Origin of the sequence: Microbacterium sp. SYP-A9085 (assembly GCF_009649635.1) — a bacterium.
Taxonomy (GTDB): Bacteria; Actinomycetota; Actinomycetes; order Actinomycetales; family Microbacteriaceae; genus Microbacterium.
The window spans coordinates 37,285-60,865 of sequence record NZ_WJII01000003.1 but is presented as its reverse complement, the minus strand read 5'-3'; the positions used below and the strand labels follow the sequence as shown (position 1 = coordinate 60,865).

Here is a 23,581-nt window from a genome sequence, read left to right as displayed (position 1 = left end):
GTGCGCGCCGTAGGCTTGACGCATGACGACACGTGTGGCGATCGTGGGCGGCACCGGCAAGCTCGGCGGTGTCATCACGTCCGTCGTCGAGGCCGAACCCGACTACGTCGTCCATGCCACCCTGTCTTCCCGCGACGACATAGCGCTCATCGACGGCGCCGATCTGGTCGTGGATGCCTCCACCCCGGCCGTGTCGGTGGACGTCGTGCGCGCGACGGTGGAACGCGGCATCAACATCCTCGTCGGCACGTCCGGCTGGTCGTCCGAGCGGATAGCGCTGGTCCGCCCGCTCGTGGATGCCGCCGGCACCGGCGCCGTCTTCATCCCGAACTTCTCGCTGGGATCGGTGATCGGTTCCGCCCTGGCCGCGGCCGCCGCGCCGTTCTTCCCGTCCGTCGAGATCGTCGAGGCCCACCGCGACAGCAAAGTGGATTCGCCCAGCGGCACGGCCGTGCACACCGCGGAGATGATCGCCGCCGCGCGCACCGCGCAGGGTCCTGTCCTCGCCCCGCACGTGGACCAGCGGGCCCGCGGGCAGCAGGTGGCGTCCGTGCCGGTGCACTCGCTGCGCCGACCGGGAGTCGTCGCGCGGCAGGAGGTCATCCTGTCCGGCGCCGGCGAGTCCCTCTCGATCGTGCACGACACCGTCGAGGCCGCCGCCGCGTACGCCCCCGGCATCCGGCTCGCACTGCGGCACGCCGTGGGCGCCCGGGGCGTGGTCGTCGGCCTGGACAGCTTCCTCGACATCGGGATCCGCTCGCCCGGCACGGCGCCGTCGGCATGAAGACGCGCGTCTCGGTCGCCCTTATCGCGGCCGTCCTCGTGCTGTACATCGTGGTGATCGCCCAGTGGGCGTGGCTTCTGCTGACGAGCGGCCGGGCCGTCGCGATAGCGATGGGGGCGGCGCTGATCGTCATCCCGCTCGTGGCGGCATGGGCCGTGGGCCGGGAGATCTGGTTCGGGGTCCGCGCCGAACGCGTGGGTAAGCGCCTCGAGTCCGAGGGGGGCCTGCCCGACGACGACGTCGCCGTCCACCCCAGCGGACGGGTGGTCCGCGGGGACGCCGACACCGTGTTCCCCCGCTACCGCGCCGACGTGCAGGAGCATCCGGACGACTGGCGGGCGTGGTACCGGCTGGGTCTCGCGTACGACGCCGCCGGCGACCGCCGGCGCGCGCGTAGCGCCGTCCGTCAGTCGCTGCGGCTCGAAGCCGGAGACCGCTCCCGGTCGTGACCCGGCACCGCGGCGGTGATCGCCGCCTCGACACTCGGATGCCGGAACGCGAAACCGTGGGATTCCAGCACGCGGGGCACCACGTGGGCGTCCGCGAGCAGCACCGCGTCCGCGGCGTCGGCGCCGAGTGCGAGCCGCAGCGCCCACCGCGGAGCTCGCAGCAGGTACGGACGGTTCATCCGCACCGCGAGCGCGAAGCCGAGGTCGTTCGCGGTCGCCCGGGCCGGGCCGGCCAGGTTCACCGGGCCGTCGATGTCGGCATCCATCACGTGCCGGATAGCGCGCACCTCGTCCTCCAGCGAGATCCACGGCCACACCTGCGTGCCGCCCCCGATGGGCCCCGCCAGCCCCAGCCGCGTGAGCAGCATCATCGGCGCGAGAACGCCCCGCGGATGCACCACCGGCGCCGTGCGCAGATGCACGACGCGTGCGCGGTCGCCGGCGCGGCGTGCCGCGCGCTCCCACTCGCCGCACAGGTCGGCCAGGAACGTGTCGCCGCGGGGAGACTGCTCGGTCAGCCGCCGGCCTGGGGCGGTGCCGTAGTAGCCGACGGCCGAGGCGCTCAGGAACGCCGGGGCGCGCTCGCCGAGCCGCCGGATGGCGTCGGCCAGCGTGCGGGTGGGCGTGATCCGCGACCACAGCAGCGTGCTGCGGTAACGCCGGGTCCACGGCATCCGCCCGATGCTCGCGCCGTTCAGCCCCACGACGGCGTCGGCACCGTCCAGGACGGCGGGATCCAGCGGCCGGTCGTCCGTGAGCCACTCGACCTCGTCCGGCTCCTGTGCCGGGTGGCGCACGAGCCGGGTGACCGTGACGCCGTCGGCTCGGAGGGACGCCGCGAGGTGACGCCCGATGAGGCCGGAAGCCCCCGCCACGACGACGCGGCGGGGTCTCGACGGGGCATCAGGCAAGCGACGCCTCGAGGGTGATCTCGATCCCGGCCAGCGCCTTCGAGACGGGGCATCCGGCCTTCGCCTCCTCGGCGATGCGGTCGAAGTCCTCCTCCTCGATGCCCGGGACCACGGCCGACACGTTCAGGTGACTTCCGGTGATCCCGGTGCCCGGCGTGAAGGTGACGGATGCCGATGCCTCCAGGCTCTGCGGCGGGGTGCCGTTCTGCGTCAGGGCGTTCGAGAACGCCATGCAGTAGCAGGCGGCGTGCGCGGCGGCGATGAGCTCCTCGGGGGTGGTCACCGAGTCGGACCCCTCGCTGCGCGCCTTCCAGTTCACCGGGTACGGCCCCTGGCCGGAGCTCGTGAGGCTCACCTGCCCGGATCCCTCGAAAAGTGTTCCCTTCCACTGGGCGGTGGCTTCACTCGTGACGCTCATATCTGCTCCCTCGTCGGTGTCCGCTCAGCCTAATCGGCATCCTCGCCCCTCGGCGGGGCCGACGTCGCGGGCGCTGGCCCGCGGCTGCCGCCACTGCCGGAACTCGCCGTCCCGTGGTGTCGCTTCGGCGCGGGGATGCGGCATGTCGGGACCGCGAAGTGAGGTGCAGCGAGACGCCGCGGCGCCTACGCGGTCGCGCGGCCGATCACACCGGCGCGCTGCAGGAGCAGATACATCTGGCAGCCCAGGCAGAAGCCGAACGCCGCGTTGAGGAACGCGGCGACGAACGCGGCGGCCGCCGCGATCGGCAGCGCCCACGGCACACCGGCCACCTGCAGCACGAGCCCCACCACGCTGACGAACAGGCCCACGCCCTGCGCGAACCGCGGCGGGCGCGGGTCCTCGAGCTCGTCGGGCCGGCTCAGCCGCGGCTGCACGAGCCGCCGGTACAGCACGCCCCACGGCGCCGTGCGCGGCGACGCGACGCCCCACAGGAACAGGAGCGCCACCGCCGCGAGCAGCAGGAACGCCGGATCGGTCACGCGCGCCGACAGCGTCGCTCCCGGCAGCGCGGTCAGGCCCAGGCCCACCGTCACGAGCAGCAGCACCGAGGTGATCGTCGCGCCGAACCGCGGGCCGCGCGGGTCGATGCCAGGGATGTCAGACACGGGCGGGATCTCCGATCACACGGTCGAGCGCGGCCGTGACCGCGCGGGGTGTGGGTGCGCCGGTGAAACGGGTGCGCACGTACGCGTCACCGTCGAGCACGAACACGGTCGGCGTCTGCAGGATGTGCAGGCGCCGGGCCAGGTCCGGCCGGTGGGTGAGGTCGATCTCGGCGAACGCCACGCCGTCCGTCGCATCCGCGATGGCGCCCAACATCCGGCGCACGTGCGGGCACCGCGTGCAGAACTGGGTGCTGAACTGCACGAGCGTGGCGTTCGCGCCCCGCAGCTGCGAATCCACGAGCGTCGGCTCCGCGGCATCCGCGTCCACCGTGCGGGCGCGCCCGTCCCGGCGGTGCAGCGCCCACCCGGCCGCGAGCGTCACCGCGATGAGGCCGGTGACGGCGAGCACGGCGATCCAGGCGGGCATTCAGCCACGGTAGCGGCGCCGCGCCCGGCGCGGGTCGAGATGACGGAGTATGTCGACGGTATCGTGACGGTGTGAGCATCCCCACGCCCTATGAGGACCTGCTGCGCGACGTGCTGGAGCACGGCACGCACAAGAGCGACCGCACCGGGACGGGCACCACCAGCGCGTTCGGCCGCCAGATCCGGTTCGACCTGGCCGCGTCGTTTCCGCTGATCACGACCAAGCGCGTCCACTTCCGCTCGCTGGCCCTGGAGCTGCTGTGGTTCCTGCGCGGCGAGTCGAACGTGCGCTGGCTGCAGGAGCGCGGCGTCACCATCTGGGATGAGTGGGCGGATGCCGCGGGCGAGCTCGGTCCCGTGTACGGCGTGCAGTGGCGGTCGTGGCCGTCCCCGAACGGCGAAAGCATCGACCAGATAGCGCAGGTGATCGCGCAGATCCGCGACACCCCCGACTCGCGGCGGCTCATCGTGTCGGCGTGGAACCCCGCCGACATCCCGCAGATGGCGCTCGCGCCGTGCCACGCGCTGTTCCAGTTCTACGTCGCCGACGGCCGGCTCTCGTGCCAGCTGTACCAGCGCAGTGCCGACCTTTTCCTCGGCGTCCCGTTCAACATCGCCTCCTACGCGCTGCTCACGCTCATGGTCGCGCAGCAGACGGGACTTCAGCCCGGAGAGTTCGTCTGGACCGGCGGCGACTGCCACATCTATGACAACCACCGGGAGCAGGTGCGCGAGCAGCTGAGCCGCGACCCGTACCCGTACCCGACGCTGCGGATGGCCCGCACGCCGGCGTCGATCTTCGACTACGAGTACGACGACTTCGTTCTCGAGGACTACCAGCATCACCCCACGATCCGCGGCGCCGTCGCCGTCTGACATGCGCATCGGACTCATCTGGGCGCAGGCCTCCGGCGGCATCATCGGCGCCGACGGGGGAATGCCGTGGCACGTCCCCGAGGACATGGCGCACTTCAAGCAGCTCACGATGGGCACCCCGGTCGTGATGGGCCGGCGGACCTGGGACTCCTTCCCGGACCGGTTCCGTCCCCTCCCCGGCCGGCGCAATATCGTCGTCACCCGCAACGACGACTGGGCCGAAGCCGGCGCTGAGCGCGCGGCATCCCTCGACGAGGCCCTCGCCCTCGCGGCCGACGCCCAGACCGAGTGGACGTGGGTGATCGGCGGCGGACAGATCTTCCGCGAGACGATGAGACGCGCGGACCGCCTCGAGGTCACCGAGCTCGACATCGACGTCGCCGGCGACACGACCGCGCCGGATGTCGACGGCTGGCAGACCGTGGCATCCGACCCGGACACCGGCTGGCACACGTCCCGCACCGGCGTCCGCTACCGGTTTTTGCGGCTGGAGCGCTGAGCGCCCGCGGCGCACGCGCCGCGCGATAGCGTGTCCAGCATGGTGACGGCGCTGATCACGGGAGCGGGGTCCGGGCTGGGCGCGGAGTATGCGCGGCAGTTGGCCGCGGCCGGCGCCGACACCGTCCTGGTGGGCCGCGACCGCGCCGCCCTCGACGACGTCGCCGCCGCGGTGCGCGCCCGCGGCCAGGGTGCTGAGGTTCTCGTCGCGGATCTGCTGGACCCGGATGCGCTCGCCGTCGTCGTCGCCCGGCTCGCGGATGCCGGCCGCCCCGTCGAGGTCCTCGTCAACAACGCCGGGTTCGGGATGCCGCTGGCGTTCGAGCGCAACGATGTCGAGACCGAAGTGCGTCACCTGCGGCTGCACGACGAGGTGCCGCTGCGGCTCATGCACGCCGCCCTCGGCACCATGCTCGCCCGCGGGCACGGCCGCATCCTCAACGTCGCCTCGATCGCCGCGTTCCTGCCGCGCGGCACGTACGGCGCCGCGAAGGGGTGGCTGGTGTCGTTCAGCCGGTGGGCGAACGTGACGTACCGGCCGCGCGGCGTCACCGTGACCGCGGTGTGCCCGGGGTTCGTGCACACCCGGTTCCACGAGCGGATGGGGCTGCCGCCGGGGCAGGAGGCGATCCCGGGGTGGATGTGGCTGGATGCCGCGACCGTCGTCCGGGTCTCGCTGCGGGGCCTCGCCCGGGGCCGCGCGGTGTCGATCCCGTCGCTGCGGTACCGGCTGATGGCGTGGCTGCTGCCGCTGCTGCCGGATCGGCTCACCGCGCGCCTGGGCCGGCGGGGCCGCCCGGCCGGTCGCTGAGGCGCCCGCCGGCGGCGACATCGGCGGTGGGTGCCGGTCGGGAACCGATACCCTGAGAGGATGACGCACCCGGGTAACCCCTTCGGACAGGTACTGGTGGCCCTCGTCACGCCGATGACGGCGGACGGGGAAGTCGACTGGCCCGCGGTCGAGAAGCATATGGACGACGTCGTCACGGCGGGCGCCGACGGCATCGTCGTCACCGGCACCACCGGCGAGACCAGCACCCTGACCGACCCGGAGAAGATCCGCCTGGTCGAGGTGGGCAAGGATGTCGCGGCCGGCCGGGCGAAGATCATCACCGGCGGCGGATCGAACGAGACCGCGCACGCCATCGAGCTGTACCGCGCCAGCGAGAAGGCCGGCGCCGACGGCATCATGATCGTCACGCCGTACTACAACAAGCCGACGCAGGCAGGCATCCTCACCCACTTCCGGCTGATCGCCGACTCGACTGACCTGCCCGTGATCCTGTACGACATCCCGGGCCGCACGGGTGTCCCGATCGCGTACGAGACGATCCTGCGCCTGGCCAAGCACCCCAACATCTTGGCCGTCAAGGACGCGAAGGGGAACTTCAGCGAGGTCTCCCGGGTGCTCAACCAGACCGACCTGATGTACTTCTCCGGCGACGACGCGAACGTGCTGGCCCACCTCGCCATCGGCGCGACCGGTCTGGTCGGGGTGACCGCGAACATCGCCGCCCAGCCCTACCGGACGATGGTGGATGCCGTGAACCGCGGCGACCTGACGGCCGCGACCGCCGCGCACCGCCGACTCGAGCCGCTCGTGCGCGCCGTGATGACCCACGTGCCCGGCACCGTGTCGGCGAAGTACATCCTGCACGGGCTCGGCCGGATCTCCAGCCCCCGCGTCCGCCTGCCGCTGGTCGGCCCCGAGGAATGGGAGGCCGCGATCATCGAGGACGAGCTGGCCCTGGTCACCGACGTGGAGGGCGTGGACTTCTCCAACTTCCGCCCCGACCGCAACGCCGCCGCCGGCGGCGCCCTGCCTAAGGTCTCGGGGACCACCCGATGAGCACCGACGCCGTCATCGCGCCGCCGGCACTGGAACCCGGCGCGCTCCGCGTCATCCCCCTCGGCGGGCTCGGCGAGGTCGGCCGAAACATGACGGTGTTCGAGTTCGGCGGGCGTCTGCTGGTCGTGGACTGCGGCGTGCTGTTCCCGGAGGAGAATCAGCCCGGCGTCGACCTGATCCTGCCCGACTTCGAGCCGATCCGGCATCGGCTGGACGACGTCGAGGCGATAGTCCTCACGCACGGCCACGAGGACCACATCGGTGCGGTGCCGTACCTGCTCAAGCACAAGCCCGACATCCCGCTGATCGGATCCGGGCTGACCCTGGCGCTTGTGGAGGCCAAGCTCAAGGAGCACCGGATCAAGCCGTTCACGATGACCGTCCGCGAGGGCGGCCGGGAGCAGGTGGGGCCGTTCGAGCTCGAGTTCGTCGCGGTGAACCACTCGATCCCCGACGCGCTGGCGGTCGCGATCCGCACCCCTGCGGGTCTCGTGCTGGCCACCGGTGACTTCAAGATGGACCAGCTGCCGCTGGACGGGCGCCTCACCGACCTGCGCGCTTTCGCGCGGCTCGGCGAAGAGGGCGTCGACCTCTTCATGGTCGACTCCACGAACGCGGACGTCCCCGGCTTCACCCCGCTGGAGCGGTCGATCGGCCCGGTGCTCGACCAGGTGATCGGCAAGGCGCCCCGCCGGGTGATCGTCGCAAGCTTCTCCAGTCACGTGCACCGCGTGCAGCAGGTGCTGGACGCCGCGGCCGCGCACGGTCGCCGGCTGGCGTTCCTCGGCCGCAGCATGGTGCGCAACATGACGATCGCCGAGCAGCTCGGCTACCTGCAGGTGCCCGAGGGCGTGCTCATCGACTACAAGAAGGCCAAGGACCTGCCGGACGACCAGATCGTCTACATGTCGACGGGGTCGCAGGGCGAGCCGATGGCGGTGCTGTCCCGGATGGCGAACCTCGATCATGCGATCGAGCCGGGGCCCGGCGACACGGTGATCCTGGCATCCAGCCTCATCCCCGGCAACGAGAACGCGGTGTACCGGGTGATCGACGGGCTCATCAAGCTCGGCGCGACCGTGGTGCACAAGGGAAACGCGAAGGTGCACGTGTCCGGGCACGCGGCGGCCGGCGAACTCCTTTACTGCTACAACATCGTGAAGCCCCGCAACGTGCTGCCGATCCACGGCGAGCACCGGCACCTCTTCGCGAACGCGCAGCTCGCCATCGACACCGGCGTGCCGGCCGACCGGGCGATCCGCGGCGAGAACGGCACCGTCGTCGACCTGCGCGACGGCGTGGCGCGCGTGGTGGGCCAGCTCGACCTCGGCTTCGTGTACGTGGACGGATCCACCGTCGGCGAGATCACGGACGCCGACCTGAAGGACCGCCGCATCCTCGGCGAGGAGGGGTTCATCTCCGTCATCGTCGTCGTGGACTCGGCGACCGGCCGAATCATCTCCGGCCCCGAGGTGCACGCCCGCGGGTTCGCGGAGGACGACGCCGTGTTCGAGGACGTCAAGCCGAAGATCGCCGCGGCCCTCGCCGAGGCCGCCCGCTCGGGCGTGCACGACAACCGCGCGCTGTCGCAGGTCGTGCGGCGCACCATCGGCCGCTGGGTGAACCAGTCGCTGCGCCGCCGCCCGATGATAGTGCCGCTGGTGATCGAGGCTTAGCCTCGATCTCAAGCACGGTATCGAGGCTTAGCCTCGATCTCGAGCACGGTATCGAGGCGCAGCCCCGCGTCGTTCCGGCCCGGCGTCGGGCCCGCGAGGTACCGTAGGGCAATGGCCAAGAGCACCACGAGCAGCCGGTCGTCCGCGAAGGGCTCGTCTGCGCGTGCGCGTCGGCCAGCCCCCGCCCCGCGGCGCTACGTCGGCGAACCGGAGAAGCCGCCGGTGGCCGTCCGCGCCTGGCTGGGGCTCGCGCACGTGGTCGGGGGGCTCTTCCGCGCATTCGGCCCGGAGACCCTCGAGAAGGACCAGCGCCGCGACGGATTCCCGTTCCTGGTCGTCCTGCTGGCGGTCGCCGGCGCGATAGTGGAGTGGTTCCTGATCGGGTCGCCCGCCTCGCCGAACATCAGCGCCTACTCCGTCGGCGGCCTGGTCGGCCGCACCGCGTTCATCCTCCCGGTCCTGCTGGTGCTGCTGGCGGGATGGCTGTTCCGCCACCCCTCCTCCGTCAACGACAACGGCCGCATCGGCATCGGCTTCGCCCTCCTCATCGTGGTGGTTGCCGGGTTCTGCCACGTGTACGGCGGCCGCCCCGCCCCGAGCGACGGACTGCCGGCGCTCAGCGCCGCCGGCGGCCTTTTCGGCTGGATGGTCGGCGAACCGCTGAGCCACCTCACGGTGTTCCCGGCGACGCTCGTCCTGACGGGCCTGGCGGTGCTCAGCGTGCTCATCATCACGCGCACCCCGCCGAACCGCATCGGCCGGCGCCTCGGCGACCTCTACGCGTGGATGTTCGGGGCCGAGCGCGCCGCGGACGCGGACCAGGCCACCGGCAAGACCGCCGTGCTCCCGGCATCCGGCGAGGACGACGACGACCGGCTGCCCTGGTGGCGGCGCAACAAGACCGGTCGCGAGAAGGACCCCGGCGGTGCCGCCGGCACGGACGACCTCACCGACCTGCTCGGCCTGGGAGAGGACCACGGCGGGTTCGAGCAGGCGATAGCGTCGACGGCGCCCGAGCCGCCCGCCGAGGCCCTCACCGAGGTGATCGACCCGGCCGTGCTCGCCGGTGCGCAGCGGCAGGTGGCCGGATCCGCGACCGGTCTCACCGATGACGACACCGGACCCGTCGACGACGGCACGCTGCCCGGGCTCACCGGCATCGGCGGCGGCACCGGCGAGCACCTGCCCTCCGCGCCGTACCGGCTGCCCCCGGTGCAGGCGCTGGCCGCCGGCGAGCCCGGCAAGACGCGCTCCGAGGCCAACGACAAGGTCGTGGCGGCTGTCACCGGCGTGCTGCAGCAGTTCAAGGTCGACGCTCGGGTCACCGGCTTCTCGCGCGGACCGACCGTCACCCAGTACGAGATCGAGCTCGGCCCGGGCGTGAAGGTGGAGCGGATCACCGCCCTGACCAACAACATCGCCTACGCCGTGGCATCCAACGAGGTCCGGATCCTCGCCCCGATCCCCGGCAAGAGCGCCATCGGCGTCGAGATCCCCAACGCCGACCGCGAGATCGTCACGCTCGGCGACGTGCTGCGCTCGAATGCCGCCCAGGGCTCCAAGCACCCGATGACGATCGGCGTCGGCAAGGACGTCGGTGGCGGCTACGTCGTCGCGAACCTCGCCAAGATGCCGCACCTGCTGGTGGCGGGCTCCACCGGCTCGGGCAAGTCGAGCTTCGTGAACTCGATGATCACGAGCCTGCTGATGCGCGCCAAGCCCAGCGAGGTGCGGATGGTGCTCGTCGACCCGAAGCGGGTCGAGCTGACCAGCTACGCCGGCGTGCCGCACCTGATCACGCCCATCATCACGAACCCGAAGAAGGCCGCCGAGGCGCTGCAGTGGGTCGTCAAGGAGATGGACATGCGGTACGACGACCTCGCGTCGTTCGGGTTCCGTCACATCGACGACTTCAACAAGGCCGTCCGCGCCGACGAGATCCACCTGCCGCCGGGCAGCGAGCGGGTTCTCAAGCCCTACCCGTACCTGCTCGTGGTCGTCGACGAACTGGCCGACCTGATGATGGTGGCCCCCCGCGACGTCGAGGACTCGATTGTGCGGATCACCCAGCTGGCGCGGGCCAGCGGCATCCATCTGGTCCTGGCCACCCAGCGTCCGTCCGTGGACGTGGTGACCGGCCTGATCAAAGCCAACGTGCCGTCACGGCTCGCGTTCGCGGTGACCAGCGTCACCGACTCCCGCGTCATTCTCGACCAGCCCGGCGCCGACCGGCTGATCGGGCAGGGTGATGCGCTGTTCCTGCCGATGGGCGCGTCCAAGACGCTGCGCGTGCAGGGCGCCTGGGTCAGCGAGGCCGAGATCGAGAAGGTCGTCAAGCACGTCACCGCCCAGGCGCGCCCGGACTACCGGCCCGATGTACAGGCGATAGTGCACCGCAAGGAGGTCGACGCGGACATCGGAGACGACCTCGAGCTGCTGCTGGCGGCCGCCGAGCAGATAGTGTCCACGCAGTTCGGGTCGACCTCGATGCTGCAGCGCAAGCTGCGGGTGGGATTCGCGAAGGCCGGACGCCTGATGGACCTGCTCGAGTCGCGGGAGATCGTCGGCCCGTCCGAGGGGTCTAAGGCCCGCGACGTCCTGGTCACCCCGGACCAGCTGCCCGAGGTCCTCGCGCAGCTGCGCGGGGACGAGCCGCCCGCGCCCGCCCCCTCCGCCGAGCCGCCGCAGCCGTACGCCGGCGACCCGGTCGAACGCCAGTTCGACGGCCACCCGATGGTGGAGGATGACGGCGACGAGGATGCCTGGGGCCTCACCGGTCGCGAATGACGCTGGAATACTGAGAGCGTGACAGTTCCCCGTCAGCTGCCGAACGCCATCACGGTCGTCCGGATAGTGTGCGCACCCGTGTTCCTCTGGATGCTGCTGGCGGACGCCGGCGCCGCCACGCCGCTGCGCTGGTGGGCCGCCGTGCTGTTCGCCGCCGCGATAGCGACGGACGGCATCGACGGGGCTCTGGCACGACGCAACGGGATCGTGACCGATCTCGGCAAGATCCTCGATCCGATCGCCGACAAGGCCCTCACCGGGTGCGCGTTCGTCGGCCTGTCGATCCTGGGCGAGCTGCCGTGGTGGGTCACCATCGTCGTGCTGGTCCGCGAGATCGGCATCACCGCCTACCGGTTCGCCGTGGTCGGCGACCACGTGCTCGCGGCCGCCTGGATGGGCAAGCTGAAGACCGTGGCGCAGGCGGTCGCGCTGACGCTCGCGCTGCTGCCGCTGGCGCCGCTCGTCGGCACGTGGGTCTGGTGGCTGAACGGCACGACCATGGCGATCGCGGTGATCCTGACACTCGCCAGCGGCGTGGACTACGCGGTCAGCGAGGCGCGCGGGCGCCGGAGGGCGCGCTCGTGACGGCGCTGCCCGAGGCCGCCGACCTGCTCGCCCGCCTCGCCGAGCGCCGCTGGACCATCGCGGTGGCGGAGTCGTTGACCGGCGGCCTGGTCGCGGCATCCCTCGTCGACGTCCCCGGCGCCTCCGCGTTCCTGCGCGGTGCGGTGGTCGCGTACGCCACGGACCTCAAGCACACCATCCTCGGCGTGGACGCAGCGCTGCTGGCCGCGCACGGGCCGGTGCACCCCGACGTCGCCCGGCAGATGGCCGTCGGCATCCGCACCGTCACCGCGCACGCCGACGTCCGCACGGACGTGGGTCTGTCGACCACCGGAGTCGCCGGACCGGACCCCGCCGACGGCCAGGCCGTGGGGACCGTGCACATCGGCGTGTCCACCCCGGACGGTGTCAGCGTCGTTTCGCTGGCCCTTGACGGCGATCGCGAGACGATCCGCCGCGCCACCGTCCGGCGGGCACTGCAGGCCGCGATCGACGCGCTGTGAGCCCCGGTTCGCCGGGCGCGCCTGCCCCGGGTATCGGTTGGGTTGCGGTCGGCGATTCCCAAGGATTCCTCAGCGCTCGGGATTAGTGTGACCAGCACGGGTGTTGTACTCTTGTGCACCCGGACAACGAGGGAAGCGCGTGAGGAGGGGCCCGAAATGATCCTGGTTCGACAAGAGATCGGCGAAGTTCTTCGCGACTTCCGTCAGCAGAAGGGGCACACCCTCCGTCAGGTCGCCGGACGCGCGAGCGTCGCTCTCGGCTACCTCAGCGAAGTCGAGCGCGGGCAGAAGGAGGCCTCGAGCGAGATCCTCGCCTCCGTGGCCGACGCGCTGGACGTCCCCATCTCGACGATCATGCGCGAGGTCGGCGACCGCATCTCCGTCCTCGAGGGGCTGCCGACCTTCCCCGATGTCGTCCCCGACGACCTCGTGGCAGAGGTCGGCACCGAGCTGTCGCTGCGCTGACGCGTGCGACGCAGCGAGTTCCACCGCGCCGTGGCCGCCGAATTCGGCAGCCGCGGCGCGGTTCTCGTTTCCGACCTGGTGCTGCCGGGCGTCGGCGATCGCACCGCCGCGCAGGCGCTGGAGGATGGCGTCGCGCCGCGGGACGTGTGGCTGGCGCTGTGCATGGAGACGGACGTTCCGGAAGCCCACCGCCACGGTGCCGGACGGCTGGAGCCGCGCCGCCGCTGACAGCGGCGTGTCGTCGAAGGTCTGTTCGAGGTGCGCGTAGGCTCCTGCACAGCAGGGGTCGGGAGGCTGTCCATCCACAGAACGGGTCCCGGTGCCGACGGATGTCGGAGCCGGCTCGTACTGTGAGCGACGTCGAACGACACCTCCGCCTTGTCGCAGCATCCGTCCCAGCCGGGTCGGAGCGCGACAGCCTACAGGCGACGGACCACGCATCGAAGGAGCACGGTATGCCCAGCACGGAGAACCGCGAGAAGGCCCTGGAGTCGGCCCTCGCCCAGATCGACCGCCAGTTCGGAAAGGGATCGGTGATGCGGCTCGGCAGCGACGAGCGGGCACCGGTCGAGGTCATTCCCACCGGCTCCATCGCGCTCGACGTGGCCCTCGGCGTCGGCGGGCTGCCGCGCGGCCGCATCATCGAGATCTACGGTCCGGAGTCGTCGGGAAAGACGACGCTGACCCTGCACGCCATCGCCAACGCGCAGCGCGCCGGCGGCATCGCCGCGTTCGTGGACGCGGAGCACGCGCTCGACCCGGACTACGCCCAGAAGCTCGGCGTCGACATCGACCAGCTGCTCGTGTCGCAGCCGGACACCGGCGAGCAGGCGCTGGAGATCGCCGATATGCTGATCCGCTCCGGCGCCATCGACCTCGTTGTGATCGACTCGGTGGCGGCGCTCGTGCCGCGGGCCGAGATCGAGGGTGAGATGGGAGACTCGCATGTGGGTCTGCAGGCGCGCCTGATGTCGCAGGCGCTGCGCAAGCTCACCGGCGGTCTCAGCCAGACCAAGACCACCGCTATCTTCATCAACCAGCTGCGGGAGAAGATCGGCGTCTTCTTCGGCTCGCCGGAGACCACGGCCGGCGGCAAGGCGCTGAAGTTCTACGCGTCCGTCCGCCTGGACATCCGCCGCATCGAGACGCTGAAGGACGGGTCCGAGGCGGTCGGCAACCGCACCCGGGTCAAGGTCGTCAAGAACAAGATGGCGCCGCCGTTCAAGCAGGCCGAGTTCGACATCCTCTACGGGGTCGGCATCTCGCGCGAAGGCAGCCTCATCGACTTCGGTGTCGAGCACGGCATCGTCAAGAAGTCGGGCGCCTGGTACACGTACGAAGGCGAGCAGCTCGGTCAGGGCAAGGAGAACGCCCGCAACTTCCTGATCAAGAACGCGGATGTCGCCGCCGAGATCGAGACCAAGATCAAGACCAAGCTCGGCATCGGCGTGCCGAAGACCGTTGCGGCCCCGGCCGACGACGAGCTGGCGCAGCGCCGGCCGGCCTGATCATGACGCCGGACGACGGGGGCGAGCAGAACGGGCTCGCCCCCGTGATCCCGCTGTTCGGCGGCCCCGCCCCCGCGACCGAACGAGGGGACGCCGCGGGCGCCGAGCGCCCGACGGCGGCACCGTCCGCGGCATCCCGCGACACACCGACCTGGCACACCGTCTGGGATGAGCCCGACGACGACGCCCTGGATGAGGACGCCCTCGACGACGCCGCCCGGAGCGAGCGCGAGGCCGCCGAGCGCAGCCTGACCCGCAAGCTGCGCACCCGGCAGCTGTCGGTGTCCGAGGGGCGGGTGGTTCTCGCCGCGCACAGCCTCGACGCCGATGTCGTCGCCGCTGTCCTGCACGCCTTCGAGCGTCGCGGATACCTCGACGATCGTGCCCTCGCCGAGCAGCTCGTGCACAGCGCGGTTCAGCGCAAGGGCCAGGGCCGTGCCGTCATCGCGCAGACCCTCGCGAAGCGGGGCCTGCGCCGCGACGTGATCGACCTCGCCCTCGCCGAGCTGCCCGACGACGACGCGGAACGTGCGCTGGAGTTCGCGCGGCAGAAGGCCCGGTCGATGCGCGGCCTCGAGCGTGACGTGGCCCTGCGCCGGCTCGCCGGACAGCTCGCGAGACGCGGCTACGGCGCGGCGGCGCTGGACGCGGCACGGCGCGCCCTCGACGAGCTGGGCTGACTGCGGGCGGCGCGCGGAGCGGGTGCGAAGAGTGCCGCTACCGGCCGAGCGTCCGCCTCAGGCGCGCCGCTGTGCCCAGTCCGCCGAGCGTGCCGCGCAGGCCCGTCGAGGCGGCCGGGATCTGTGCGTCCAGGTCGGCGAGCACGACCCGCTGGCCGGCGCTCAGGCCCGTCCTGATCTCGACACTGTCCGTGCCCACGGCGCCGATCGTGACCGGCGTGCGCCGCACCCGTCCGTTGTCGAAGAGGAGCACCGACGCGCGCGTGCCGGACACGGCTACCGCCGATGTCGGCACCGTGAGCACGTGCGCGGCGGTCGCCACTGTCACCGTCGCGTGGGCCGTGGCGCCGATGCGTGGGGCGGCGCCACCGGTGTCGAGGGTGAGCGTGACCCGATACGCGGGGGTGGACGTCTGCGACACGTTCAGCACCCCGATCGACGTCACGGCGCCCGGGTAGGTCGCTGCGAAGGCGGAGAGCCTCACCGACGCCTTCTGCCCGGCGGCCACGTGCGAGATCTGTGCGAGCGGGACCGTGGCCGTCACCGTGTAGCCGCCGGCACCCTGCACCGTCACCGCCGCCCCGGTCGAGCCCGCCGGTACCGCTGCCCCTGCGGCCAGCCCGATCGCGACGACGGTGCCGGCCAGCGGGCTCGTCAGCGTCGCGAAGTCGAGGTCCTGCCGCTGCACCGCCAGGTGCGCCTGGGCGCTGTCGATCTGTGCCTGGTCGGACAGGATCTGCGCGGCCGTGACCGCCCCGCGTGACACGGGTGGGGCAGTGGGGCGTGATCCCGTGCCGGCGGACGAGGAGCCGGCCGCCGGCGTCGCCCGCTGCAGGGCGGCGACCGCCGCGTTCAGCGCGATGGCCGCGCGGTCCAGATCCGCCTGCGCGGACGCCGTCGCCGTCTGCAGCTGGAGCACGCGTGACACCGCGGCCTGGCAGTCGGTCAGCAGGAGTTGCACGCCCCCGGTCGTGCCGGGCGTCGGCGTCGGCGTCGGATCAGGGGAGAGCGGCGGAACCGGAGCAGGCGTCGGTGTCGCGCCGGCGGACGGGGCCGGGGCGCCGAGCAACGGCGCACAAGCGGTCTGCGCGGTCGCGACCGCAGCGGCGGACGCCTGCGCCGCTGCGGCCGCCGTGCGATACCGCCCCAGCATGACGGACTGTGCCCCGGCGACGGAGGCTGCCGCCGTCCCACCCGACCGCGCGCCGTCGCCCCCTGTCCGTGACGATCCCACCCGACCCGCGGTCAGAGGCACCGCCGCTCCCGTGCTCTGTGCGGCGAGGTCGTCGGCGAGCCGCTGCTGCGCGTCGGCGGCGGCGGCGTGCGCCGCGCCGACTGCGGCGGTCAGCGCGGTCGGATCGAGCGTCGCGAGCGTCTGCCCCGCACTGACCTTCTCGCCGAGCCTCACCAGCACCTTCTGCACGGTGCCGGCGACCTGGAACGCCGCGTCCACGCTGTCGGAGGAGGCCACCTGCCCGGTCAGCGACAGCGTCTGCGTCACGTCGCCGTACTGCACGCCGGCGGTGCGGTAGCGCGTGCCGGAATCACGTGTCGCGGCATACACGGCGGTGCCGCCGCCCGCGGCGATCACCCCGGCGATCACGACGACCGCCACGATCCTGCGCCGCCGTGTTGCGAGGAGCGCGGCCACCCGGGATCGTCGGGCGCGGGTGCAGCCGGCGCCGGGATCAGTCATCGCTCGTGCTTCCCGCGCCGCTGCCGGTCAGCGGCGGGGTCGGACCCGTGCCGGGTCTTCCACCGAACCCGCGGCTGCCGAACCCGCCCCCGCCCTGCGTGCACGTGCCGTCTGCTGCGGGATCCGAGAGCGTCAGCGCCGTCGCGGCGAACCCGCCCGCCGTGTCGGCCGCGCCGGTGGCGCGCACGCACAGGCCGTCGGCGATCGCTGCGGCGGTGACATCCACCGTCACCGTGACGACGGTCTTCGCGTCGAGGCCGACGGACTGCGTGGTCGTGGAGCCGCCGCGCGTCGTGGTGGCGACGGTGATGGCACCGGCGGTTGCGGCGGTGACCTTCCCCACCGTGAGCCGGCCGAACACCGCCCGTCCCGGCCCGATGGACGGCCGCGGGCGCGGGGTCGCCCCGCCCGGGGCGCGCGGCGGGCGCGGGAACGCGCCGCCTCCGGCGCCCCGCCCGGCGCCGAAGCCGGTCGGGCAGACGCCGGACCCCGACGCCGCGTCCACGGTGACGGATGTCGCCGCGGCTGCGCCGTGTGCGGTCACCGCTACTATGCAGTCGCCCACCGCGATGCTCCCGGCGCCCGCCTTCTGCGTGCGCCGGATCCGGGTCTTCGCGGTGTACGACACCGCGGTCTGGATGCCGCCGCCCTGCACCTGCAGCAGGCCGGGCTGGGCGGACGCGATGACGCCGGACACGCCGCCGCGTCCCACGCCGATCCCTCGCGAGGGAGCGGATGCCGCGGGGCTCGGCGCCGTCGCCGGCGAGGCGATCGCCGAGCAGCCGGCGAGGGCGGCCGCCGCGACGACCCCGCCGACGATCAGGGCGGCAATACCGGGGCGGCGGCGGGGGAGAGCTCGAGAGCGAGGTGTGAGTCGCATCGGGGATGTCCGTTTCTTGGCTGCGCGCTATTCGCTGCGCAGGGCGTCGATGGGGGTGAGACGCGCCGCCCGGGTGGCCGGGTACACGCCGAAGACGAGGCCGATCGCGAGCGCGACCGCCAGGGCGAGCAGGACGGTGGGGACCGATGCGATCACCGAGCTGCCGATCAGCGCGGGCAGCACCCAGGTGGTGGTGACCCCCACCATCACCCCGAGTACGCCGCCGGCGAGCCCGAGGATGCCCGCCTCGACGAGGAACTGGCGTCGAATCGCACCCGGCGGGGCGCCGAGCGCCTTGCGCAGTCCTATCTCGCGCGTGCGCTCTGAGACCGACATCAGCATGATGTTCATCACGCCGATGCCGCCCACCAGCAGCGACAGTGCCGCGATCCCGGTGAGCAGGACCGTCAGCGTCCGGAAGATCGACGTCGCGGTGTCCACGAGTGCGGTCTGGCTGGACACGGTGAAGTCGACGTCGGCCGCGTCCGTGATCCCGTGCACGTTCGTCAGCAGCGCGGTGACCTCCTGCGACGCGGCCGACAGCACGCGGTCGGACGCCGCCTTCACATAGATGCGCGAGACCGCATCGGCGCCGATTCCCCCCATCACCGTGCCGACGGCACTCGACAGCGGCATGACGGCGACGTCGTCGAGGTTCGTGGAGGTGCTCGCGCCGGCGGGGGCGAGCACACCGATGACCTGGAAGCCCGTGCCGCCGATCGTGACCGACTGTCCCACGACCGCGGTGCTGCCGAAAAGCTCATCGGCGGTGTCGGGACCGAGCACGACCACGTCGGCGTTCGCGTCGTACTGGGCAGCCGTGAAGAACGATCCCTGAGCCGTCGTCCGGGAGCGCACCGCCGGCCACGCGGTCGTGGCCCCGGTGACGGTGGTGGTCCAGTTCACGGCGCCGGCAGTCAACGGCAGCGACGCCGACTTCTCCGGCGCGACGGATGCCACGTCCGGCGCGGCGACAGCGGAGCGCAGCGCCGCCGCGTCAGCGACGGTAAGCGTGGTCGCGGACCCGAAGCCGCCGCGCACGCCGCCGGTGCTCGTGCTCGATCCGGGTGAGACGATGAGCAGATTGCTGCCCAGGGCATTGATCTGGGCGCTGACATCCTGCTGCGTGCCCAGTCCCAGCCCGACGGTGACGATCACCGCCGCGATGCCCACGAGAATGCCGAGCACGGTCAGCAGTGACCGCAGCGCGTGGCTGCGCAGTGCATGCCAGGACGTCGCGAGCGTCTCGGTCCAGGTCATCCGGCCGCGTCCTCTCCCCGCGAGTCGGAGACCACCTGCCCGTCCCGCATCGTCACGATGCGGGACGCACGGGCGGCGACGTCGCGCTCGTGCGTGATGAGGACGATGGTGCGGCCGTCCGCGTGCAGCCGGTCGAACAGCTCGAGGACCTCGTCGGTGGACACGGAGTCCAGGTTCCCGGTGGGCTCGTCAGCGAGGATGATCGTCGGGTCCGCCGCCAGCGCACGTGCCACCGCGGCGCGCTGCTGCTGCCCGCCTGACAGCTCCCCGGGTCGATGGTTAAGGCGGTCGCCGAGCCCGACGCTTCTCAGCGCCGCCGTGGCGCGCTCGCGCCGCTCGGCCCGCTCGATCCGGCCATACAGCATCGGCAGTTCAACGTTGCGCAGCGCCGACAGGCTCGGCAGCAGGTGGAACTGCTGGAACACGAACCCGATCTGACGGTTGCGCACGCGGGCCAGCGCCGGCTCACCCAGGTGCTCGACGTCCTCGCCTGCGAGCCGATACGCGCCGCCGGTGAGTACGTCCAGGCAGCCGAGGATGTTCATGAGCGACGACTTCCCCGATCCCGACGGTCCCATGATCGCGAGGTATTCGCCCGCCTCGACCTCGAGGTCGATGCCGCGCAGCGCCGCCACCTCGATGTCGCCGGTGCGGTACGTCTTGTGTGCCGCGGTCAGCGCGATCACCGGCGCGGCGCTCACTGCCCGCCCCCCGGCGTCCCTTGGCGCGTCTGCCCCCCGAATCCGCCGCCGGTGAACCCGCCGCCGCCGAATCCGCCGCCGGTGAACCCGCCCCCTCCGAATCCGCCGCCGGTGAACCCGCCCGGGAACCGTGACGCGCCGCCGCGGCCCGTCGTCGTCCCGGTCCGCCCGGCACCCGGAGCGAAGGACGCCACGATCACCGCGGCCCCTTCCTTCACGCCGCCGGTGATCTCGGTGTATCCGCCCGCGACCTCGCCGACGGTGACGGCGGTCACCGTCTGCGCGCCGCCGGTGCCGACGACGGCAACCGTGCTCCTGCCCGCGGTCGTCGTCACCGCCGCGGACGGCACCGCCAGCACGTCGGTGCGCCGCTGGTACACGATCGCCGCCGTCACCGAGACGCCGTCGAACAGCCCGGCACCCGTGCCGGTCACCGTTATCGTCACCGGATACTGCGCGGATCCGGTCGTCGTCGAGGGCACGAGCCCGACCGAGCTCACCACACCGAACAGGGCCCTCCCGTCGGCGGTGCCGAGCTCCACCTGCTCGCCGACGGACACGTGCGATACGGCGGTCTCGCCGACCGCGGCATCCACCGTCCACGCCGTGGTGCCGACGATCGTCACGGCGCCGCTGGCCACCCCGGTCGACGCCGCGGTCGCCGAGCCGCCCGCCGCAGGCCCGCTCGATCCCGATCCGGACCCGCCCGCGCCAGGGGACCCCGACCCGGACACCCGGTCGCCGACGGCGATAGTGACGGCGGTGACGAGGCCCGCGTCGGGGGCGATCAGCGTCGCCTGCGACATCGCCGTCTTCGCCTGCGCCACCGCCTGCGCGTCGACGTCGACGGCCGCGGACGCCGCGGCCAGCCGCGCCGCCGCCGCGCCGGTGCCGTCGTCCGCGCCCTGCGCGGAGGCGAGCGAGACCCGCGCCTGCGCGAGGGTCGCCTGCGCCTGCAGCACCGCGGCATGCAGCTGCAGCGTGTCGACCTTCGCCAGCGCCTGGCCCTTCTTCACCGTGTCGCCGGCTTTCACGTCCACGCTCACGACGGTGCCGGGGACGGCGAAGTCCACGGCGTCCTGCACGGCGGGCGCGGCGGTGCCGGTTGCCGTCACGGTCTGCTCCATCGTGCGCAGCGCCGCGGTCGCCGTGCGCACGACGGTCCGGGCGGATGCCGACTGGGTCGGGATCGCGTAGCCGAACGTCCAGACCGACACGGCGATGATGGCCGCCACGGTGACGGCAGCGGTGATCCACGCCCATCGCGGAACACGCCGGACGCGGGATCGGGCGCTCATGTCGTGTGGCCTCCTTGCAGGCACATCGCATCGGACGCCGCTCACGGTAGGCCGGGCGCTCATGGATCCGGCCCAGCAAACGTGATGAGAAGGCTATGAACACCGGTCGCGCGGGCTCTGGGCCGGCGCGCCGGCGGCGACGTAGAATAGCGGGATCATGACATCCCCGTCCTCCGCGCCGACGCTCATCGCGCCCTCGCCCGCAGCGCAGGATGCCGACGGACGCGCCCGCACCTACGAGGTGCGCACGTTCGGCTGCCAGATGAACGTGCACGACTCCGAACGGCTGGCCGGGTCCTTGGAGAGCGCGGGCTACCTTCCCGCGGGCGCCGGCGAGGAGCCGGACGTCGTCGTGATCAACACGTGCGCAGTGCGCGACAACGCCGCCGGCAAGCTGTACGGCACGCTCGGACACCTGAAGAGCCGCAAGGACAAGCACGTCGGCATGCAGATCGCCGTCGGCGGGTGCCTCGCCCAGATGGACAAGCAGGCCGTCCTCGACAAGGCGCCCTGGGTGGACGTCGTGTTCGGCACCCACAACATGGGATCGCTGCCGAGCCTGCTCGAGCGCGCCCGGCACAACGGCGAGGCGGCGCTGGAGATCCTCGAGTCGCTCGAAGTGTTCCCCTCCACGCTGCCCACCAAGCGCGAGAGCGCCTACAGCGGCTGGGTGTCCATCTCCGTCGGCTGCAACAACACGTGCACGTTCTGCATCGTGCCGAGCCTGCGCGGCAAGGAGAAGGACCGCCGCCCCGGCGACATCCTCAGCGAGATCCGGATGCTCGTCGACGACGGCGCCATCGAGGTGACGCTGCTCGGTCAGAACGTCAACTCCTACGGGGTCGAATTCGGCGACCGGCAGGCGTTCGCGAAACTCCTGCGCGCCACCGGCGAGATCGACGGGCTGGAGCGGGTCCGCTTTACCAGCCCGCACCCCGCGATGTTCACCGACGACGTCATCGACGCGATGGCCGACACGCCCACCGTCATGCCGCAGCTGCACATGCCGCTGCAGTCCGGCAGCGACGCCATCCTGAAGGCGATGCGCCGCTCCTACCGCAGCGCCAAGTTCCTCGGCATCCTCGACCGCGTCCGCGCGAAGATCCCGGACGCGGCGATCACCACCGACATCATCGTGGGCTTTCCGGGCGAGACCGACGAGGACTTCGAGGACACTCTGCGGGTCGTCGAGCAGGCCCGGTTCGCCAGCGCGTTCACGTTCCAGTATTCGATCCGCGAGGGCACGCCGGCCGCCACGATGGCCGACCAGGTGCCCAAGCATGTCGTGCAGGAGCGCTACGACCGGCTCATCGCCCTGCAGGAGCGGATCTGCCTCGAGGAGAACGAGAAGCAGCTCGGCCGCGAGGTCGAGGTGCTGGTGTCCACCGGCGAGGGCAAGAAGGATGCCGCGACCCACCGCCTGACCGGCCGGGCGCGCGACAACCGGCTCGTGCACTTCGAGGTGCCCGACGGGTCCGACCTTCCCCGGCCTGGCGACATGGTCACCGTCACGATCACGCACGCGGCGCCGTTCCACCTGCTGGCCGACGCGCCCGCCGGCGCGCCGCTGCGGATCCGGCGCACGCGCGCCGGGGACGCGTGGGAGCGCGGCCAGGCCTCCTCCTGCGCGGTGCCGTCGCACGGGACTGCCGCCGGCGGCAGCGTCGCCCTCGGCATGCCGACGATCGGCGCCCCCGCCGCCCGTTGAGCGCGCACATCCCGGCGACCGACGCCGACAGCCGGCGCGTGTGGGCGGTTGTGGGAGCCACCGGAACCGGCAAGACCGCGCTGTCTCTCGACCTCGCCGACGCGCTGGCCGCCCGGGGCGTGCCCGCCGAGATCGTCAACGGTGACGCCATGCAGCTGTACCGGGGGATGGACATCGGAACGGCCAAGCTGCCGCCCTCCGCCCGGCGCGGCATTCCGCACCGGATGCTCGACGTGCTGGAGGTGACCGAGGACGCCGCCGTGGCCGGGTATCAGCGCGACGCGCGCGCCGCCATCGCGGCGATCCACGCGCGCGGCAAGGACGCGATCCTCGTCGGCGGGTCCGGGCTGTACGTGTCGAGCGTGCTGTACGACTTCCGCTTCCCGCCCCGCGACGACGCCGTGCGCGCCCGGCTGGAGGCGGAGCTTGAGGCGGACGGCCCCGGCGCGCTGTACGCGCGGCTGCGGCAGCAGGACCCGGCCACGGCGGCCCGCGTCGACCCCCGCAACGCCCGCCGCATCGTCCGTGCCCTGGAGGTGCTCGCGCAGGGGCGCGAGACCCACGGCGCCGCCCTTCCCGACCGGCCCGTGCTGTGGCATCCCGCCACCCGGATCATCGGCGTGCACGTCGACCGCGCCGCCCTGGTCGAGCGGCTCGACGCCCGCGTTCAGGACATGTGGCGCGCAGGCCTGGTGGACGAAGTGCGGGCGCTGCGCGAGCAGGGCCTGGAGCGCGGCACCACCGCCCCGCGGGCCATCGGCTACGCGCAGGCCCTCGCCCAGCTGCGGGGCGCGCTGACCGAGGCCGACGCCATCGCCCAGACGCAGGCTCTGACCCGCCGCTACGCGCGGCGACAGGTGTCCTGGTTCCGGCGGTATCCGGATGTGCGGTGGGTGGGGCCGGCGACGGATGCCGCGACCCTCGCCGACGGCTCGAGCTGACGCAGGTGACGGCGTCGGCGGCGTGCGGCATCATG

25 protein-coding genes are annotated in these 23,581 nt (G+C 72.4%); 16 read left to right on the top strand and 9 right to left on the bottom strand.

What is annotated here, in order from left to right; all coding sequences use genetic code 11:
* The first annotated feature begins 22 nt into the window (after positions 1-22).
* Positions 23-784: a 4-hydroxy-tetrahydrodipicolinate reductase gene (gene dapB, locus GH740_RS08035; protein WP_153745608.1), complete on the top strand. Its 762-nt coding sequence runs from the start codon at positions 23-25 to the stop codon at positions 782-784.
* Positions 781-1,233, top strand: a complete 453-nt coding sequence (locus tag GH740_RS08030; RefSeq protein ID WP_153745607.1) for a hypothetical protein — start codon at positions 781-783, stop codon at positions 1,231-1,233. The genes dapB and GH740_RS08030 overlap by 4 nt, the downstream gene beginning before the upstream one ends.
* On the opposite strand, the gene GH740_RS08025 is transcribed toward GH740_RS08030, so the two are convergent.
* The 4 genes from GH740_RS08025 to GH740_RS08010 form a co-directional block, all read right to left on the bottom strand.
* Complete coding sequence (locus GH740_RS08025) at positions 1,191-2,144, bottom strand: TIGR01777 family oxidoreductase (RefSeq protein ID WP_153745606.1); 954 nt, start codon at positions 2,142-2,144, stop codon at positions 1,191-1,193. The genes GH740_RS08030 and GH740_RS08025 overlap by 43 nt on opposite strands.
* A complete protein-coding gene (locus GH740_RS08020) occupies positions 2,137-2,562 on the bottom strand; it encodes an OsmC family peroxiredoxin (protein WP_153745605.1) in 426 nt (141 codons plus the stop codon). The genes GH740_RS08025 and GH740_RS08020 overlap by 8 nt, the downstream gene beginning before the upstream one ends.
* 185 nt (positions 2,563-2,747) lie before the next feature.
* The gene (locus GH740_RS08015) at positions 2,748-3,230 is read right to left on the bottom strand and encodes a DUF4395 domain-containing protein (protein WP_367641115.1); all 483 of its coding nucleotides are present in this window, start codon (positions 3,228-3,230) and stop codon (positions 2,748-2,750) included.
* On the bottom strand, positions 3,223-3,657 hold the full coding sequence (locus tag GH740_RS08010; protein WP_153745604.1) for a thioredoxin family protein: 435 nt from the start codon (positions 3,655-3,657) through the stop codon (positions 3,223-3,225). The genes GH740_RS08015 and GH740_RS08010 overlap by 8 nt, the downstream gene beginning before the upstream one ends.
* A gap of 71 nt (positions 3,658-3,728) precedes the next feature.
* Between GH740_RS08010 and GH740_RS08005 the strand changes: the two genes are divergently transcribed.
* The 12 genes from GH740_RS08005 (at position 3,729) to GH740_RS07950 (ending at position 15,062) form a co-directional block, all read left to right on the top strand.
* Complete coding sequence (locus tag GH740_RS08005) at positions 3,729-4,532, top strand: thymidylate synthase (protein WP_367641111.1); 804 nt, start codon at positions 3,729-3,731, stop codon at positions 4,530-4,532.
* 1 nt (position 4,533) lies between these two features.
* Positions 4,534-5,031 carry a dihydrofolate reductase gene (locus tag GH740_RS08000; protein WP_153745603.1) on the top strand — a complete coding sequence of 166 codons (498 nt, stop codon included), beginning with the start codon at positions 4,534-4,536 and terminating at the stop codon, positions 5,029-5,031.
* Between the two features lie 39 nt (positions 5,032-5,070).
* Entirely contained in the window at positions 5,071-5,841 is a 771-nt protein-coding gene (locus GH740_RS07995; RefSeq protein ID WP_153745602.1) for an SDR family oxidoreductase, read from the top strand.
* A gap of 60 nt (positions 5,842-5,901) precedes the next feature.
* Positions 5,902-6,879, top strand: coding sequence for a 4-hydroxy-tetrahydrodipicolinate synthase (dapA, locus tag GH740_RS07990; protein WP_153745601.1), 978 nt, complete (start codon positions 5,902-5,904; stop codon positions 6,877-6,879).
* Entirely contained in the window at positions 6,876-8,555 is a 1,680-nt protein-coding gene (locus GH740_RS07985) for a ribonuclease J (RefSeq protein ID WP_153745600.1), read from the top strand. The genes dapA and GH740_RS07985 overlap by 4 nt, the downstream gene beginning before the upstream one ends.
* 111 nt (positions 8,556-8,666) lie before the next feature.
* Positions 8,667-11,342 (top strand): DNA translocase FtsK, encoded by a 2,676-nt coding sequence (locus GH740_RS07980; RefSeq protein ID WP_153745599.1) that lies wholly within the window; start codon positions 8,667-8,669, stop codon positions 11,340-11,342.
* 18 nt (positions 11,343-11,360) lie between these two features.
* The gene (pgsA, locus tag GH740_RS07975; RefSeq protein WP_367641107.1) at positions 11,361-11,927 is read left to right on the top strand and encodes a CDP-diacylglycerol--glycerol-3-phosphate 3-phosphatidyltransferase; all 567 of its coding nucleotides are present in this window, start codon (positions 11,361-11,363) and stop codon (positions 11,925-11,927) included.
* The gene (locus GH740_RS07970; protein WP_367641105.1) at positions 11,924-12,409 is read left to right on the top strand and encodes a CinA family protein; all 486 of its coding nucleotides are present in this window, start codon (positions 11,924-11,926) and stop codon (positions 12,407-12,409) included. Before pgsA ends, GH740_RS07970 begins: the two co-directional genes overlap by 4 nt.
* Before the next feature lie 156 nt (positions 12,410-12,565).
* Positions 12,566-12,874: a helix-turn-helix domain-containing protein gene (locus GH740_RS07965; protein ID WP_153745598.1), complete on the top strand. Its 309-nt coding sequence runs from the start codon at positions 12,566-12,568 to the stop codon at positions 12,872-12,874.
* A 3-nt stretch (positions 12,875-12,877) separates the two neighbouring features.
* Positions 12,878-13,102, top strand: a complete 225-nt coding sequence (locus GH740_RS07960) for a DUF3046 domain-containing protein (protein WP_367641102.1) — start codon at positions 12,878-12,880, stop codon at positions 13,100-13,102.
* 227 nt (positions 13,103-13,329) lie between these two features.
* Positions 13,330-14,382, top strand: coding sequence for a recombinase RecA (gene recA / locus GH740_RS07955; protein ID WP_153745597.1), 1,053 nt, complete (start codon positions 13,330-13,332; stop codon positions 14,380-14,382).
* A 2-nt stretch (positions 14,383-14,384) separates the two neighbouring features.
* Positions 14,385-15,062, top strand: coding sequence for a regulatory protein RecX (locus tag GH740_RS07950; protein ID WP_153745596.1), 678 nt, complete (start codon positions 14,385-14,387; stop codon positions 15,060-15,062).
* A gap of 37 nt (positions 15,063-15,099) precedes the next feature.
* Here the strand turns inward: GH740_RS07950 and GH740_RS07945 are convergent, their stop codons facing one another.
* From GH740_RS07945 to GH740_RS07925, 5 genes are read right to left on the bottom strand one after another with little or no spacing between them, the layout of a single operon-like run.
* Positions 15,100-16,758 (bottom strand): HlyD family efflux transporter periplasmic adaptor subunit, encoded by a 1,659-nt coding sequence (locus GH740_RS07945; protein ID WP_153745595.1) that lies wholly within the window; start codon positions 16,756-16,758, stop codon positions 15,100-15,102.
* Complete coding sequence (locus tag GH740_RS07940) at positions 16,751-17,638, bottom strand: hypothetical protein (RefSeq protein WP_153745594.1); 888 nt, start codon at positions 17,636-17,638, stop codon at positions 16,751-16,753. The genes GH740_RS07945 and GH740_RS07940 overlap by 8 nt, the downstream gene beginning before the upstream one ends.
* A 27-nt stretch (positions 17,639-17,665) precedes the next feature.
* Complete coding sequence (locus tag GH740_RS07935) at positions 17,666-18,898, bottom strand: ABC transporter permease (RefSeq protein ID WP_153745593.1); 1,233 nt, start codon at positions 18,896-18,898, stop codon at positions 17,666-17,668.
* The gene (locus GH740_RS07930; protein WP_367641099.1) at positions 18,895-19,599 is read right to left on the bottom strand and encodes an ABC transporter ATP-binding protein; all 705 of its coding nucleotides are present in this window, start codon (positions 19,597-19,599) and stop codon (positions 18,895-18,897) included. The genes GH740_RS07935 and GH740_RS07930 overlap by 4 nt, the downstream gene beginning before the upstream one ends.
* Positions 19,596-20,897, bottom strand: coding sequence for an efflux RND transporter periplasmic adaptor subunit (locus GH740_RS07925; RefSeq protein ID WP_172978334.1), 1,302 nt, complete (start codon positions 20,895-20,897; stop codon positions 19,596-19,598). Before GH740_RS07925 ends, GH740_RS07930 begins: the two co-directional genes overlap by 4 nt.
* A 157-nt stretch (positions 20,898-21,054) precedes the next feature.
* Here GH740_RS07925 and miaB point away from each other — a divergent pair, with 157 nt between their 5' ends.
* Both miaB and miaA read left to right on the top strand, forming a co-directional pair.
* Complete coding sequence (miaB, locus tag GH740_RS07920; RefSeq protein WP_153745591.1) at positions 21,055-22,605, top strand: tRNA (N6-isopentenyl adenosine(37)-C2)-methylthiotransferase MiaB; 1,551 nt, start codon at positions 21,055-21,057, stop codon at positions 22,603-22,605.
* A complete protein-coding gene (gene miaA, locus GH740_RS07915) occupies positions 22,602-23,546 on the top strand; it encodes a tRNA (adenosine(37)-N6)-dimethylallyltransferase MiaA (protein ID WP_153745590.1) in 945 nt (314 codons plus the stop codon). Before miaB ends, miaA begins: the two co-directional genes overlap by 4 nt.
* The last annotated feature ends 35 nt before the right edge of the window (positions 23,547-23,581 follow it).